The 13,594-nt window shown below is 67.5% G+C and carries 13 protein-coding genes; 9 read left to right on the top strand and 4 right to left on the bottom strand.

The features are described from left to right. The first annotated feature begins 81 nt into the window (after positions 1-81). The 5 genes from tgt to G3N62_RS23735 all read left to right on the top strand — a co-directional run bounded on the left by tgt (position 82) and on the right by G3N62_RS23735 (position 6,657). Positions 82-1,269: a tRNA guanosine(34) transglycosylase Tgt gene (tgt, locus tag G3N62_RS23755; protein ID WP_049028475.1), complete on the top strand. Its 1,188-nt coding sequence runs from the start codon at positions 82-84 to the stop codon at positions 1,267-1,269. A 232-nt stretch (positions 1,270-1,501) separates the two neighbouring features. Continuing rightward, the gene (yajC, locus tag G3N62_RS23750) at positions 1,502-1,825 is read left to right on the top strand and encodes a preprotein translocase subunit YajC (protein WP_006476868.1); all 324 of its coding nucleotides are present in this window, start codon (positions 1,502-1,504) and stop codon (positions 1,823-1,825) included. Positions 1,826-1,931: 106 nt separating this feature from the next. After that, positions 1,932-3,953 carry a protein translocase subunit SecD gene (gene secD, locus G3N62_RS23745; protein WP_034187143.1) on the top strand — a complete coding sequence of 674 codons (2,022 nt, stop codon included), beginning with the start codon at positions 1,932-1,934 and terminating at the stop codon, positions 3,951-3,953. Between the two features lie 18 nt (positions 3,954-3,971). Continuing rightward, the gene (secF, locus tag G3N62_RS23740; RefSeq protein ID WP_034187142.1) at positions 3,972-4,922 is read left to right on the top strand and encodes a protein translocase subunit SecF; all 951 of its coding nucleotides are present in this window, start codon (positions 3,972-3,974) and stop codon (positions 4,920-4,922) included. Positions 4,923-5,142: 220 nt separating this feature from the next. Further along, entirely contained in the window at positions 5,143-6,657 is a 1,515-nt protein-coding gene (locus G3N62_RS23735) for a S41 family peptidase (protein WP_226194016.1), read from the top strand. Positions 6,658-6,669: 12 nt separating this feature from the next. On the opposite strand, the gene G3N62_RS23730 is transcribed toward G3N62_RS23735, so the two are convergent. From G3N62_RS23730 to G3N62_RS23715, 4 genes are all read right to left on the bottom strand, one after another. Beyond that, complete coding sequence (locus tag G3N62_RS23730) at positions 6,670-7,947, bottom strand: MFS transporter (protein WP_124607867.1); 1,278 nt, start codon at positions 7,945-7,947, stop codon at positions 6,670-6,672. 187 nt (positions 7,948-8,134) lie between these two features. Next, complete coding sequence (locus G3N62_RS23725; protein WP_034187441.1) at positions 8,135-8,716, bottom strand: YceI family protein; 582 nt, start codon at positions 8,714-8,716, stop codon at positions 8,135-8,137. Positions 8,717-8,781: 65 nt separating this feature from the next. Next, positions 8,782-9,342 (bottom strand): YceI family protein, encoded by a 561-nt coding sequence (locus G3N62_RS23720; protein WP_034187440.1) that lies wholly within the window; start codon positions 9,340-9,342, stop codon positions 8,782-8,784. Between the two features lie 8 nt (positions 9,343-9,350). After that, a complete protein-coding gene (locus G3N62_RS23715; RefSeq protein ID WP_124607869.1) occupies positions 9,351-9,911 on the bottom strand; it encodes a cytochrome b in 561 nt (186 codons plus the stop codon). Positions 9,912-10,170: 259 nt separating this feature from the next. On the opposite strand from G3N62_RS23715, the gene G3N62_RS23710 reads away from it, so the two are divergent. The 4 genes from G3N62_RS23710 to G3N62_RS23695 form a co-directional block, all read left to right on the top strand. Continuing rightward, positions 10,171-10,836, top strand: a complete 666-nt coding sequence (locus G3N62_RS23710; RefSeq protein WP_034187138.1) for a paraquat-inducible protein A — start codon at positions 10,171-10,173, stop codon at positions 10,834-10,836. Further along, positions 10,833-11,462, top strand: coding sequence for a paraquat-inducible protein A (locus tag G3N62_RS23705; protein ID WP_049028430.1), 630 nt, complete (start codon positions 10,833-10,835; stop codon positions 11,460-11,462). The genes G3N62_RS23710 and G3N62_RS23705 overlap by 4 nt, the downstream gene beginning before the upstream one ends. Continuing rightward, positions 11,455-13,074, top strand: a complete 1,620-nt coding sequence (locus G3N62_RS23700; RefSeq protein ID WP_049028429.1) for an MlaD family protein — start codon at positions 11,455-11,457, stop codon at positions 13,072-13,074. Before G3N62_RS23705 ends, G3N62_RS23700 begins: the two co-directional genes overlap by 8 nt. Then, a partial coding sequence (locus tag G3N62_RS23695) for a PqiC family protein (protein ID WP_206141312.1) occupies positions 13,071-13,594 on the top strand: 524 nt, incomplete at its 3' end. The genes G3N62_RS23700 and G3N62_RS23695, both read left to right, overlap by 4 nt.

The raw sequence follows: 13,594 nt of genomic DNA, 5'->3' as shown, positions 1-13,594 counted from the left end.
GGACTTGCGATCCGGAGTCAGCGCTTCAGCGCATACTCCGGTCCCATGCAACGCTTTTCCGGTGGCAAGGAGAATGACGCGATGACCGAAGGTTCATCCCACGATACGCACGCGCCCGTGCAGGACCGCCCGGCGAACGGGCTCGAATTCGAACTGCTGACGACCGACGGCCATGCGCGCCGCGGCCGCGTGAAGCTCAATCACGGCGTGGTCGAGACGCCGATCTTCATGCCGGTCGGCACCTACGGCACCGTGAAGGCGATCCAGCCGCGCGAACTGCACGAGATCAAGGCCCAGATCATCCTCGGCAACACGTTCCACCTGTGGCTGCGTCCGGGCCTCGACACGATCGACGCGCACGGCGGCCTGCACGGCTTCATGGGCTGGAACAAGCCGATCCTGACCGACTCGGGCGGCTTCCAGGTGTTCTCGCTCGGCGACCTGCGCAAGATCACCGAGGACGGCGTCACGTTCGCGTCGCCGATCAACGGCGACAAGCTGTTCCTGTCGCCGGAAGTGTCGATGCAGATCCAGAAGGTGCTGAACTCCGACGTCGTGATGCAGTTCGACGAGTGCACGCCGTACGCGACCGACGGCGTGCCGACGACGCACAAGGAAGCGGCCGACTCGATGCGCATGTCGCTGCGCTGGGCGAAGCGCTCGCTCGACGAATTCAACCGGCTCGGCAACCCGAACGCCCTCTTCGGGATCGTCCAGGGCGGGATGTTCGAGGACCTGCGCGACGAATCGCTCGCGGGCCTGGCGGAGCTCGGCTTCCACGGCCTCGCGATCGGCGGGCTGTCGGTCGGCGAGCCGAAGGAAGACATGATGCGCGTGCTGCGCCACGTCGGCCCGAAGCTGCCGGCCAACAAGCCGCACTACCTGATGGGCGTCGGCACGCCGGAGGATCTGGTGGAGGGCGTCGCGAACGGCGTCGACATGTTCGACTGCGTGATGCCGACCCGCAACGCGCGCAACGGCTGGCTGTTCACGCGCTTCGGCGACGTGAAGATCCGCAACGCGACGCACAAGAACTCGCTGAAGCCGCTCGACGCGAGCTGCACGTGCTACACGTGCCAGAACTTCTCGCGCGGCTACCTGCATCACCTGCACCGCGTCGGCGAAATCCTCGGCGCGCAGCTCAACACGATCCACAACCTGCACTACTACCTGCAGCTGATGAGCGAGATCCGCGAGGCGATCGAAACGCATACGTTCGACGCGTTCCGCCAGCGCTTCGCGGAGGACCGTGCCAGAGGGGTCGACTGACCGGCCGGCGGGCCGTACCGCGCCAGTCGCATAGGACGCGTACTAAATAACGCGTTTCGATGGCCCGTCGCGACCGCCAAATATTACAATTGCCTTTCCAAACAAGTCGCAACGGTATCGGTTCGCGCTTTAACAGCTTGATCCGAAAGCGCATTTGCCGATCCGTTTGCACATGGGGCCGGTGGTAGAATAACCGGCTTATTTTTCGATCTTCCCCTACGGAGAGACCAACGTGCCGTTCATTTCCAATGCCTTCGCGCAAGGCGCCGGTGGCGCCGAATCGAGCCTGATGAGCTTCCTGCCGCTCATCCTGATGTTCGCGGTGCTCTACTTCATCATGATCCGTCCGCAGATGAAGCGCCAGAAGGAACACCGCAACATGCTCGCGGCCATGGCGAAGGGCGACGAAGTCGTCACGAGCGGCGGCCTCGTCGGCAAGGTGACGAAGGTCACCGAAGGCTACATCGGCGTCGAAATCGCCGAAGGCACTGAAATCACCGTGCAGAAGGCTGCGGTCACGACCATTCTGCCGAAGGGCACGATCAAGTCGCTGTAAGCCCTTCACCGAGCGTCCGGCTCCCCGCGCCGTGCCCGCCTGAGAGAGCGGGCCGCCGCGGCGCCGGACGCGACGCTTTCACGCCAACCACCCGTTCGGCCCCCTCATGAATCGTTATCCACTCTGGAAATATGTCGTGATGGTCGTGGCGCTCGCCATCGGCCTTCTGTACACATTGCCCAACTTCTTCGGCGAAGCGCCGGCGGTGCAGGTGTCGAGCGGCAAGGCCACGGTCAAGCTCGACTCGACCACGCTGACCCAGGTCGAAGCGGCGCTCGCGTCCGCGCAGATCACGCCGGACGACGTCACCTTCGAGAACACGGCGACCAACGCGAACATCCGCGTGCGCCTGAAGGACACCGATACGCAGCTGCGCGTCAAGGACCTGTTGCAAAAGTCGCTGAACGCCGACCCGAACGATCCGCAGTACGTCGTCGCCCTGAACCTGCAGAGCGCGTCGCCGCGCTGGCTGACGGCCCTGCACGCGCTGCCGATGTATCTCGGCCTCGACCTGCGCGGCGGTGTCCACTTCCTGCTCCAGGTCGACATGACGGGCGCGCTCACGAAGAAGCTCGACTCCGACGCGTCCGACGCACGCTCGCTGCTGCGCGACAAGAACATCCGTGACGGCGGCGTGAGCCGCGTCGACCAGTCCGTGGTCGTCAACTTCAGCGATGCGCAGACGGCGGAAGACGCCCGCAAGGTGCTCGCCGCGTCGATCACCGAACTGCAATGGGCGACCCAGCCCGGCGGCGGCGGCACGCAAGTCGTCGGCACCTTCACGCCGGCCGTGCAGAAGTCCGTCGAGGACGCGGCACTCAAGCAGAACCTGACGACGCTCCACAACCGCGTGAACGAACTCGGCGTGTCCGAGCCGATCCTGCAGCAGCAAGGCAGCGACCGCATCGTCGTCGAACTGCCGGGCGTGCAGGACACCGCGAAGGCGAAGGACATCATCGGCCGCACCGCGACGCTCGAGGCACGCCTCGCCGACCCGATCAACACGCACCCGAACCCGAACGACCCCGTTCCGCCGGGCGAGGAGCTGTTCACGCAGGGCAACCAGGCGCCCGTGCTGCTGAAGAAGGACGTGATCTTCACCGGCGACCGCATCATCGATGCATCGGCCGGCTTCGACGAACACCAGCGTCCGTCGGTCAACATCCGCCTCGACTCGGCCGGCGGCCGCGCGGTGCGCACGGTGTCGCGCGACAACATCGGCAAGCCGATGGCGATGGTGCTGTTCGAGAAGGGCAAGGGCGAAGTGCTGACGGTCGCGACGATCCAGTCCGAGCTCGGCGACCGCTTCCAGATCACGGGCCAGCCGACGCCGCAGGCCGCGGCCGACCTCGCGCTGCTGCTGCGCGCCGGTTCGCTCGCCGCGCCGATGGACATCATCGAGGAACGCACGATCGGCCCGAGCCTCGGCGCGGACAACATCAAGATGGGCGTCCACTCGGTGATCTGGGGCTTCTGCGCGATCGCCGTGTTCATGATCGCGTACTACATGCTGTTCGGCGTGGTGTCGGTGATCGGCCTGTCGGTGAACCTGCTGCTGCTCGTCGCCGTGCTGTCGCTGATGCAGGCCACGCTGACGCTGCCCGGCATCGCGGCAATCGCGCTCGCGCTCGGCATGGCGATCGACTCGAACGTGCTGATCAACGAGCGCGTGCGCGAGGAACTGCGCGCCGGCCAGCCGCCGCAGCTCGCGATCCAGGCCGGTTACGCGCATGCCTGGGCGACGATTCTCGACTCGAACGTCACGACGCTGATCGCCGGTCTCGCGCTGCTCGCGTTCGGCTCGGGCCCGGTTCGCGCGTTCGCGATCGTGCACTGCCTCGGCATCCTGACGTCGATGTTCTCCGCGGTGTTCTTCTCGCGCGGGATCGTCAACCTCTGGTACGGCGGCCGCAAGAAGCTGAAGTCGCTCGCGATCGGCCAGGTGTGGAAGCCGGAAGGCGCCGCTGCCGCCGCATCGTTCACCGACGCGGACGAATCGACCGACACCGCGCGCGCCGCGAAGCTCGCCGCCCCGGCGAAGGGCAACGCGCCGCGCGCCGGCAAGCCGCAGCTGCGCAACCGCGCGCAGCAAGGCGTGTCGCCGAAGAAACCGGGCTCGACCCAATAAGGCCCCGGAGACGAGACCATGGAATTTTTCCGCATCCGTAAAGACATTCCGTTCATGCGGCACGCGCTGGTGTTCAACGTGATCTCGCTGGTCACGTTCCTCGCCGCCGTGTTCTTCCTGTTCCACCGCGGGCTGCACCTGTCCGTCGAATTCACCGGCGGTACGGTGATCGAGGTGCAGTACCAGCAGGCCGCGGAACTCGAACCCGTGCGCGCGACGCTCGGCAAGCTCGGTTATGCCGACGCGCAGGTGCAGAACTTCGGCACGTCGCGCAACGTGCTGATCCGCCTGCAGCTGAAGGAAGGCCTCACGTCCGCGCAGCAGAGCGACCAGGTGATGGGCGCGCTGAAGGCGCAGAACCCCGACGTCACGCTGCAACGCGTCGAGTTCGTCGGCCCGCAGGTCGGCCGGGAGCTCGCGACCGACGGCCTGCTCGCGCTCGCGTGCGTCGTGATCGGCATCGTGATCTACCTGTCGTTCCGCTTCGAATGGAAGTACGCAGTGGCCGGCATCATCGCCAACCTGCACGACGTCGTGATCATTCTCGGCTTCTTCGCCTACTTCCAGTGGGAGTTCTCGCTGGCGGTGCTCGCGGCGATCCTCGCGGTGCTCGGCTACTCGGTCAACGAGTCGGTCGTCATCTTCGACCGGATCCGCGAGACGTTCCGCCGCGAACGCAAGATGAACGTGCAGGAAGTGATCAACCACGCGATCACGACCACGATGTCGCGCACGATCATCACGCACACGTCGACGGAAATGATGGTGCTGTCGATGTTCTTCTTCGGCGGCCCGACGCTGCACTACTTCGCGCTCGCGCTGACGGTCGGCATCATGTTCGGCATCTACTCGTCGGTGTTCGTCGCGGGCTCGCTCGCGATGTGGCTCGGCATCAAGCGCGAGGACCTGATCAAGGAAAAGAAGACCGCGCACGATCCGGACGATCCGAACGCGGGCGCGCAGGTTTAAGCGCCGCGCCGTTTCGGCATCGCACCCAAGCCGGCCCATTCGGGCCGGTTTTTTTATGCGCGGGCCGCCGCGGTACACGGCGCGCGGGCGACACGAGCAGCGCCGTCGCGGGCGTCGGCTACAATCGTCACCACCCTGCCCCGCTTGCATGCCGGCCGCGCGCTGGCCGGGCAAGCACACTCGCCACCCGTCCCAACGTGCGGTCCCGATGATGCCTCCCATGCGTGCCGTTCGTCGCCTTGCCGCCTGCGCAGCCGTCGCGGTCGGGCTCCCGCATGCGCCGCTCGCCGTCGCGCAAGCGGCATCCGCGCCGCCCGCCGCGGCATCGGCCGCCGCCCCGACGCCGTCGCCCTGCCCGCCCGATTGGGAACCGCAGCTCTGCGAACTGAAGGCGGCCGTCGAAGTACTGAAGAAGCAGCACCTGACCGATGTCGACATCGGCGCGCTGCTCGACGCCGCCACCCACGACGGGATCAAGACGCTGCCGTACGCGCGCTTCTTCAACGCGAAGGAGGAGCAGGAGCGGCGCGACGACGAGCAGCGCGCGCGCAACGGCACGCCGGGCATCGGTATCGTGTTCGAGACGCGGCCCGACGGGCTGCACATCATCGACGTGATTCCCGACGCACCGGCCGAGAAAGCCGGCGTGCGGCCGGACGATCTCGTCGTCGCGATGAACGACCGGAGCGTCGTCGGCATCGACAGCGGCGAACTCCTGAAACTCGCGAAGGGCGACGCGGGCGCGCCGCTGAAACTCACGGTGCAGCGCGGCCCGAAGCATGCGGTGCTGACCTTCGCGCCGGTGCGCGCGATCGTCAAGCCGCATCCGGCGATCGCCAAGCGGCTCGACGGCGACATCCTGTACACGCGGCTGTCGAGCTTTCCGGAGCCGGCGGTCGGCGATTACATCGACGCGGTGCAGGCCGCGCGGCGCACGGGCCCGCCGGTGACAGGCATGATCCTCGACCTGCGCATCAACGGCGGCGGCGCGCTCAACGCGGCGATCGGCATCACCGCGCTGTTCGCGGGACGCGACCGCACCGCGATGGTAACGGTCGAGCGCGGCGACACGCAGCGCCGCCGCTACACGACCAACTGGCCCGACTACGCGCTGCCCGTCATGCACGGGCAGGATCCGCTGGCACCGCTGCAGGCCGACGACTGGTGGCGCACCGTGCCGCTCGTCGTGCTCGTCGACGGACAGAGCGCGTCGGCCGCCGAGGCGACCGCGGCCGCGCTGAAGGATCTCGGCCGCGCGAAACTGCTCGGCATGCCGACCTACGGGAAGGGCCTCGCGCAGACGGGCGTCGACCTGATCGACGGCACGCGCCTGAATTTCACGTATGCGCGCAACCTGCGGCCGAACGGCTGCCCGATGGACGGCTACGGCGTCGTGCCGGACTGGCTCGTGCCGCCGCGCCGCGACTCGGACGTCGACGGCGTGCTGCTGTGGTACCGGGAAGCCGATCTCGCGCGGGCGCCGTATGCGGACCGGCTGGCGCCCGACCCGTTCGCGCAGGTGCGCAAGGCGCGGCAGGCGCTGCGCGAGCAGCGCGTGCGCGCGAAGGTCGATACGGCGAGGAGCACGGCGCTGCCGCAGCGCGCGTTCGGCACGGCCGGCGACTGGCAGCTTCGGCAGGCGCTCGCCGCGCTCGCGGGGCGTCCGGTGCGGACCGTCGACGCGCCCGCGCAACTGATGCCGGCGCAGCCGGTATGCGAGCGCGCCGACAACTGACGCGCCGCCCCGCTACCGGAAACCGAACCGTCGACGGAGCACGGCCAGCGCCGCGAGGCTCAGCACGGCCGCGAACATCAGGTAGAAACTGGGCGCGGTCTTCATCCCGGTCGCGCGGATCAGCCACGCGATGATGAACGGCCCGAAGCCGCCGAAGATCGTCACCGCGACGTTGTACGCGAGCGACATCCCGGTCGTGCGCGTCTGCACCGGAAACACCTCGGACAACAGGCCCGGCAGCGCCGCGAAGTAGCCCGTCATCAGGAACGCGAGCAGCACCTGCAGCGCGATCAGCGTGCCGAAGCCCGGATGCGCGACGAGGTACGCGAACGCCGGATAGATCAGCACGAGGATGCCGACGGCCGGCGCGATCATCACGCGCACGCGGCCGTATCGATCCGACCAGTGGCCGACGAGCGGCGCGAACGCCATCTGGATCACGCCGACGACGAGGATCGCCGCGAACGCGGCGGACGGCGCGAGGCCGAGCTGCTTCACGCCGTAGGTCGGCATGAACAGCACGAGATAGGTGGCGACGGTGCCGAGCACGACCACGCCCATCGCGGCAACCAGGCGCGCCTTGTGCGAGGCGAACGTGTCGCGCAGCGGGTTCGCGGTGCCTTCGGCCGCGAGAAATTCGGGCGTCTCGTCGACCTTCGTGCGGATGTAGTACGCGACGGGCCCGAGCAGCAGCCCGAAGAAGAACGGCACGCGCCAGCCCCACGACGCCATCTGCGCGGCCGAGAGCTGCGCATTCAGCACGGTGCCGAAGCCGGCGGCGAGCAGCGTCGTGAGCCCCTGGCTCGCGACCTGCCAGCTCGCGAAGAAGCCGCGCCGGCCCGGCACGTGTTCGGCGAGGAACGCGGTCGCGCTGCCGAACTCGCCGCCGGCCGAGAAGCCCTGCATCAACCGCGCGGCGACGAGGATCACCGGCGCGGCGACGCCGATCGTCTCGTAGGTCGGCAGCACCGCGATGATCAGCGTGCCGGCCATCATCAGCAGGATCGACAGCGTGAGCGCGGCCTTGCGGCCCGCGCGGTCGGCATACGCGCCGAGCACGATCGCGCCGAGCGGCCGCATGAAGAACGACACGCCGAACGTGCCGAGCGTGAGCAGCAGCGACACGGTGTCGTTGCCGGCCGGGAAGAACAGTTTCGCGATCGTCACCGCGAAGAAGCCGTAGACGACGAGATCGAACCACTCGAGCGCATTGCCGATCGACGCGGCGACCACCGCGCGCCATACGCGCGGCGACGAGGCAATGGAACGGGACGGCGTGACGGCATGCATCGGCGATCTCCTTGTCGTTGTACGTTCTGTTCGAGGCAGCCGCTGTCGCGCCGTCGGCCTGCCCGGCGCCGCACGCGGCGCTCGGGCGATTATAGGCGCGCAAAAAAAACCGCCGCGCCCCCGGTAACGGGAGCGCGGCGGTCGGGCCCGCGGCAGGCCGGCACGGCGGCCGGCCTCGCCGGAAGCCTTACTGCTGCTTGACCGCTTCGGCCGTGATCAGCAGCTTCGTCTTCATCTTGAAGCCGTACTGCTTGCCGTAGTCGAGGCCGAAGTCGTCGCGGCTGAATTCGCCGACCGCGTCGACACCGCACACTTCACGCTTGAGCATCGGGTGCGGCATGCACTTGAACGAGTCGATCTTCAGCGTGAGCGGCTTCGTGACGCCGTGCAGCGTCAGGTTGCCGACCACCGACACCGGCTTGTCGCCGTCGAACTTGATCGTGCCCTTGTAGTTCGCCTGCGGGAACTTCGCCACGTCGAAGAATTCGGCCGTCTGCAGGTGCTCGTCGAGCTTCGCGCTGCCCGTGTGGATCGACGCGATGTCGGTCGTCACGTCGACCGTACCGGTCTTCGCCGCGCGGTCGAGCGTCACGGTGCCGCTCGACTTGTCGAACTTGCCGCGCCAGACCGACAGGCCGCCGAAGTGGTCGGCCTCGAAGCTCGGGTACGTGTGGCTCGGGTCGAACTGGTACGTCGCGCTTTCGGCGAAGGCCGAGAACGACAGGGACGCAGCCAGCGCGCCCGCGGCGATGATCAGATGCTTTTTCAAACTCATTCTCCTTGGAACGGCGCCGCGCCCTCGCGCGGCATTCGGGTGAAGCGACAGCCCGCCGCTTACTTCGTGGCGACGAGATGGAACTTGATCTGCACTTCGTCGGCGACGATCGACGTGTCCTTCCACTCGCCGGTGCCGACGTTGAAGGCCGAACGCTTGATCGGCAGCACGCCGTCGAACGTCTGCGTCGCGCCGCTTTGCGCGACCGTGACGGGCACCGTGACGGTCTCGGACTTGCCCTTGATCGTCAGCTTGCCGGTCACGTTGTACTTGTTGCCGCCCGCCGGCGCGATCGCCGACGACACGAACGTCGCCTGCGGATACGCCTTCGCGTCGAACCAGTCCTTGCCGGCGACCTGGTCGTTGTACATCTTGTCGCCGAGGTCGAAGCTCGCGATGTCGATGGTCATTTGCGCGCTGCCCTGCGCGGCCTTCGCCGGATCGAACTTCACCTGCGCGGAAAACTTCTTGAACGCGCCTTCGGTGGGCACGTTCATCTGCTTCGACACGGCGGACACCTTGCTCTTCGCGAGATCGACATCGGCGTGCGCCGCGCCCGACGCGACAAGTGCCGCCGCGGCGAACGCGGTCAGCATGGAGCGGGAGAAAGACACTTTCATGGGATCCTTCATTTGGCAAAGGGAAGCATTCGCGACAGCAGGCCGTCGCGGTCCAACAACTGGTGCTTGAGCGCCGCGAGCACGTGCATCGCGACGAGTGCAAGCAGAATGTAATTCAAAGACACGTGCAGCGTCTTGAAGGTTTCCTTGAGCGCCGGATCGGGGTCGATCAGCCGCGGCAACGGCACGATGCCGAGATACACGACCGGGATGTTCGATGCCGAGCTGTACAGGTAGCCCGTCACCGGGATCACGATCATCAGCGCGTAGAGCAGCATGTGCACGCCGTGCGACGCCGCGCGCTGCCACGCGGGCGTATCGCCGGGCAGCGACGGCGGCAGGTGGGTCGCCCGCCACAGCACGCGGATCACCGCCAGCGCGAACACCGTCACGCCGATCCACTTGTGCCACGAGAAGTACTTCAGCTTCGTCGGCGTGAAGCCGGGGATGTCGGTCATCACCCAGCCGAGCGCGAAGCCGCAGACGATCAGCAGCGCGATCAGCCAGTGCAGCGCGATTGCGGTCTGCGTGTAGCGCACCGGCCGGGCCGGCAGCGAATTCGATGCCATCTTGGAGTTCCTCAGTTCAGCGAACGGCCGCGCCGGCCAGGAGTCCGACGCTTGTCAAGGGCGCCATGCTACCGCAACCTTTTGACGCGCGCGGACTCTGAGGACAGGCGTGCCAGCCGGCTGACGGCTTCCCGCCATGTTACCGATCGGTCACGACGCGCACGATCCTTGACACACCGAAAAAGGCCTTTTGGTAAGATTGGCGCGGGTTCCGGCCCCGTCGACGCGTTCCCCCAGCCGTCGCACAACTGCCTTTTCCATGCAACGAAACGACCTGATTGCCTGTCACGAGTGCGACGCACTGTTGCACAAACCACGCCTGAGCGGCCGCGAAATCGCGCGCTGCCCGCGCTGCGACGCGCTGCTGTACCGCAACAGCGCCGCGCAGATCGAGCGGATCTGCGCGCTCGCGCTCGCCGCGCTGATCACGTTCACGATCGCGCAGGCGTTCCCGATCCTCGAAATGGACGTGAACGGCAACCGCGTGCAGACCACGTTGATCGGCGCGATCGATTCGCTGTGGCACCAGGACATGGCGATCGTCGGCGTGATGGTGTTCTGCTCGACCGTGCTGTTCCCGCTCGTCGAGATGGCCGCGCTGCTGTACCTGCTGCTGCCGATCCGCCGCGGCGTCGTGCCGCCCGGTTTCAACCTGGTCCTGCGCGCGATCGAGCTCGTGCGGCCGTGGGGCATGATCGAGGTGTTCATGCTCGGCATTCTGGTCACGATCGTGAAGATGGTGAGCCTCGCGCGCGTCGTGCCCGACGCCGCGCTGTTCGCGTTCGCCGCACTCACGCTGATGATCGCGGTCGTGCTGATGTTCGATCCGCGCACGCTGTGGGACATCGCCGACGACCTGCGCGCCGGGCGCTCGCCCGGGCAACCCGACTCGGCCGCCCCGCTGCCGGAAGCCGCCCGCCGATGACGACACCGACCGCCGCACGCGAAGGCTACGCGAGCTGCCACACGTGCGGGCTCGTACAGACGCTCGACCGGCCGCACGCGCACTGCGCGCGCTGCGGCACCGCACTGCACTTCCGTACCCCGAACAGCATCATGCGCACCTGGGCGCTGCTGCTCGCGGCAGCGATCCTCTACATTCCCGCGAACCTGCTGCCGATCATGCGCACCGCGTCGATCGTCGGCTCGCAGGAAGACACAATCATGAGCGGCGTCATCTATTTCTGGGTGTCGGGCGACTGGCCGCTCGCCGTCGTCGTGTTCGTCGCGAGCATCCTCGTGCCGATGCTCAAGCTCGGCGTGCTGCTGATCCTCGTGATCAGCGCGCAGCGCCGCACCGCGTGGCGGCCGCAGCAGCGCACGCGGCTGTTCCGGATCGTCGAGCGCATCGGCCGCTGGTCGATGCTCGACATCTTCGTCGTGACGCTGACCGTCGCGCTTGTCCATTTCCGTTCGCTCGCCGTCATCACGGCCGGCCCCGGCGCGCTCGCGTTCGGTTCCGTCGTGATCCTGACGATGCTCGCGTCGATGCAGTTCGATCCCCGCCTGATCTGGGATCCAGTCGAAAACTCAGGGAATCACCATGAATAGTCCACAAGGCCCGCAGCACGACGCGCCCCGGCCGCCCGATCCGACGATCTCGACGAAAAGCGGCTGGCTGCCGTCGCTCGTCTGGCTCGTGCCGCTGATCGCCGCGCTGATCGGCATCGGCCTCGTGATCAAGTCCGTGCGCGAGCGCGGCCCGGAAATCACGATCAGCTTCCACAGCGCCGAAGGGCTCGAGCCCGGCAAGACCCAGGTCAAGTACAAGGACGTCGAGATCGGCATGGTCAAGACGATCAAGCTGTCGAAGGACCTGTCGCGCGTGCTCGTCCAGGTGCAGCTGAAGAAGGAAGCCGAGGACTTCGCGGTCAAGGGCTCGCGCTTCTGGATCGTGCGGCCGCGCGTCGGCGCGACCGGCGTGTCGGGGCTCGGTACGCTGCTGTCCGGCGCGTACATCGGCGTCGACGCCGGCCACGGGCAGGATACGCTGACCGACTTCACGGGCCTCGAGACGCCGCCCGCCGTCACGGGCGACCAGAAAGGCACGCAGTACGTGCTGCGCGGCGATTCGCTCGGCTCGGTCGACATCGGCTCGCCGGTCTATTACCGCCGCGTGCAGGTCGGCCAGGTGGTCGGGTTCTCGCTCGACAAGGACGGCACGGGCGTCACGTTCAACGTGTTCGTCAATGCGCCGTACGACCAGTACGTCGGCGTCAACTCGCGCTGGTGGCAGGCGAGCGGCGTCGACCTGCGGCTCGATTCGAGCGGCCTGAAGCTGAACACGCAGTCGCTCGCGACGGTGATCCTCGGCGGCATCGCGTTCCAGACGCCGCCGAACCAGGGCAGCGGCGCGACGGCGCCGAACAACACGACGTTCCGCCTCGGCTCCGACGAAGGCGACGCGATGCGCGACCCGGACGGCCAGCCGCTGCAGGTCGTGATGAACTTCAACCAGTCGCTGCGCGGGCTCGCCGTCGGCGCGCCGGTCGACTTCCGCGGCATCGTGCTCGGCGAAGTGACGAACATCGGCATCGACTTCGATCCGAAGACGAAGAACTTCCTGATGCCGGTGACGATGAACGTGTATCCGGAACGCCTCGGCCGCCGCTTCCGCGAATCGATCGAGAGCAAGGGCGAACCGGCCCGCCGCGAGATCGTCGAGCGGCTCGTCCAGCACGGGCTGCGCGGCCAGCTGCGCACCGGCAACCTGCTGACGAGCCAGCTGTACGTCGCGCTCGACTTCTTCCCGAAGGCGCCGGTCGTGAAGATCGACACGGCACGCCAGCCGCTCGAGCTGCCGACCGTGCCGAATACGCTCGACGAACTGCAGCTGCAGGTCGCCGACATCGCGAAGAAGCTCGACAAGGTGCCGTTCGACCAGATCGGCGCGAACCTGAACAGCGCGCTGTCGAACGCCGACAAGCTGTTCAAGCAGCTCGACACGCAGGTCGCGCCGGAAGCGCGCGACACGCTGTCGGCCGCCAAGCAGACCTTCTCGACCGCCGAGGCGACGCTGCAGCAGGATTCGCCGCTGCAGTCCGACGTACGCGGCGCGCTGAAGGAACTCACGCGCACGCTGCAATCGCTGAACGCGCTCGCCGACTATCTCGAGCGTCACCCCGAATCGCTGCTCAAGGGCAAGCCAGGAGACAAGCAATGACGACACGCGTGAACGGTTTCGCGCGCAGCGCGGCGGCGGCCCTCGCCGCCCTCGCGCTCGCCGCGTGCAGCTCGCCGCCCGCCCGGTTCTACACGCTCAGCCCGGCCGACGCCGCGGCGCCGCTGCGCACCGCGCCGGCCAACCCGGCGTTCCTGATCGAGGTGCCGTCCGTCGGCGTGCCCGAGCAGGTCGCGAAGAACCAGCTGGTCGTGCAGAAGAACGCCGCGCAGGTCGACGTGCTCGAGCAGGAGCGCTGGGCGTCGCCGCCCGCCGACGAGATCCGCCGCGCGCTGTCGGACGATCTCGCCGCGCAGCTCGGCACGATCGACGTCGCGAATTCCGCGACGCCGCCCGGTGTGCCCGTGTATCGCATCAGCGTGAACGTGCAGCGCTTCGAGTCGTGGCCGGGCAAGCGCGCGGCGGTCGACGCGGTGTGGAGCGTGCGCTCGCTCGCCACGCAGGCCGTGATGACGTGCCGCACGAGCGTCGCGGAACCGGTCGCCGACGGCTACGACGCGCA

The sequence above is a fragment of the Burkholderia sp. Tr-20355 genome, assembly GCF_017104685.1.
Lineage (GTDB): Bacteria > Pseudomonadota > Gammaproteobacteria > Burkholderiales > Burkholderiaceae > Burkholderia > Burkholderia seminalis.
This window is presented reverse-complemented; position numbering and strand designations above follow the sequence as displayed.

Coding starts and splice junctions, on each gene's coding strand:
- tgt (WP_049028475.1), top strand. CDS start 82: ATGACCGAAGGTTCATCCCACGATACGCACGCGCCCGTGCAGGACCGC.
- secD (WP_034187143.1), top strand. CDS start 1,932: ATGAATCGTTATCCACTCTGGAAATATGTCGTGATGGTCGTGGCGCTC.
- secF (WP_034187142.1), top strand. CDS start 3,972: ATGGAATTTTTCCGCATCCGTAAAGACATTCCGTTCATGCGGCACGCG.
- G3N62_RS23735 (WP_226194016.1), top strand. CDS start 5,143: ATGCGTGCCGTTCGTCGCCTTGCCGCCTGCGCAGCCGTCGCGGTCGGG.
- G3N62_RS23730 (WP_124607867.1), bottom strand. CDS start 7,947: ATGCATGCCGTCACGCCGTCCCGTTCCATTGCCTCGTCGCCGCGCGTA.
- G3N62_RS23720 (WP_034187440.1), bottom strand. CDS start 9,342: ATGAAAGTGTCTTTCTCCCGCTCCATGCTGACCGCGTTCGCCGCGGCG.
- G3N62_RS23715 (WP_124607869.1), bottom strand. CDS start 9,911: ATGGCATCGAATTCGCTGCCGGCCCGGCCGGTGCGCTACACGCAGACC.
- G3N62_RS23710 (WP_034187138.1), top strand. CDS start 10,171: ATGCAACGAAACGACCTGATTGCCTGTCACGAGTGCGACGCACTGTTG.
- G3N62_RS23705 (WP_049028430.1), top strand. CDS start 10,833: ATGACGACACCGACCGCCGCACGCGAAGGCTACGCGAGCTGCCACACG.
- G3N62_RS23700 (WP_049028429.1), top strand. CDS start 11,455: ATGAATAGTCCACAAGGCCCGCAGCACGACGCGCCCCGGCCGCCCGAT.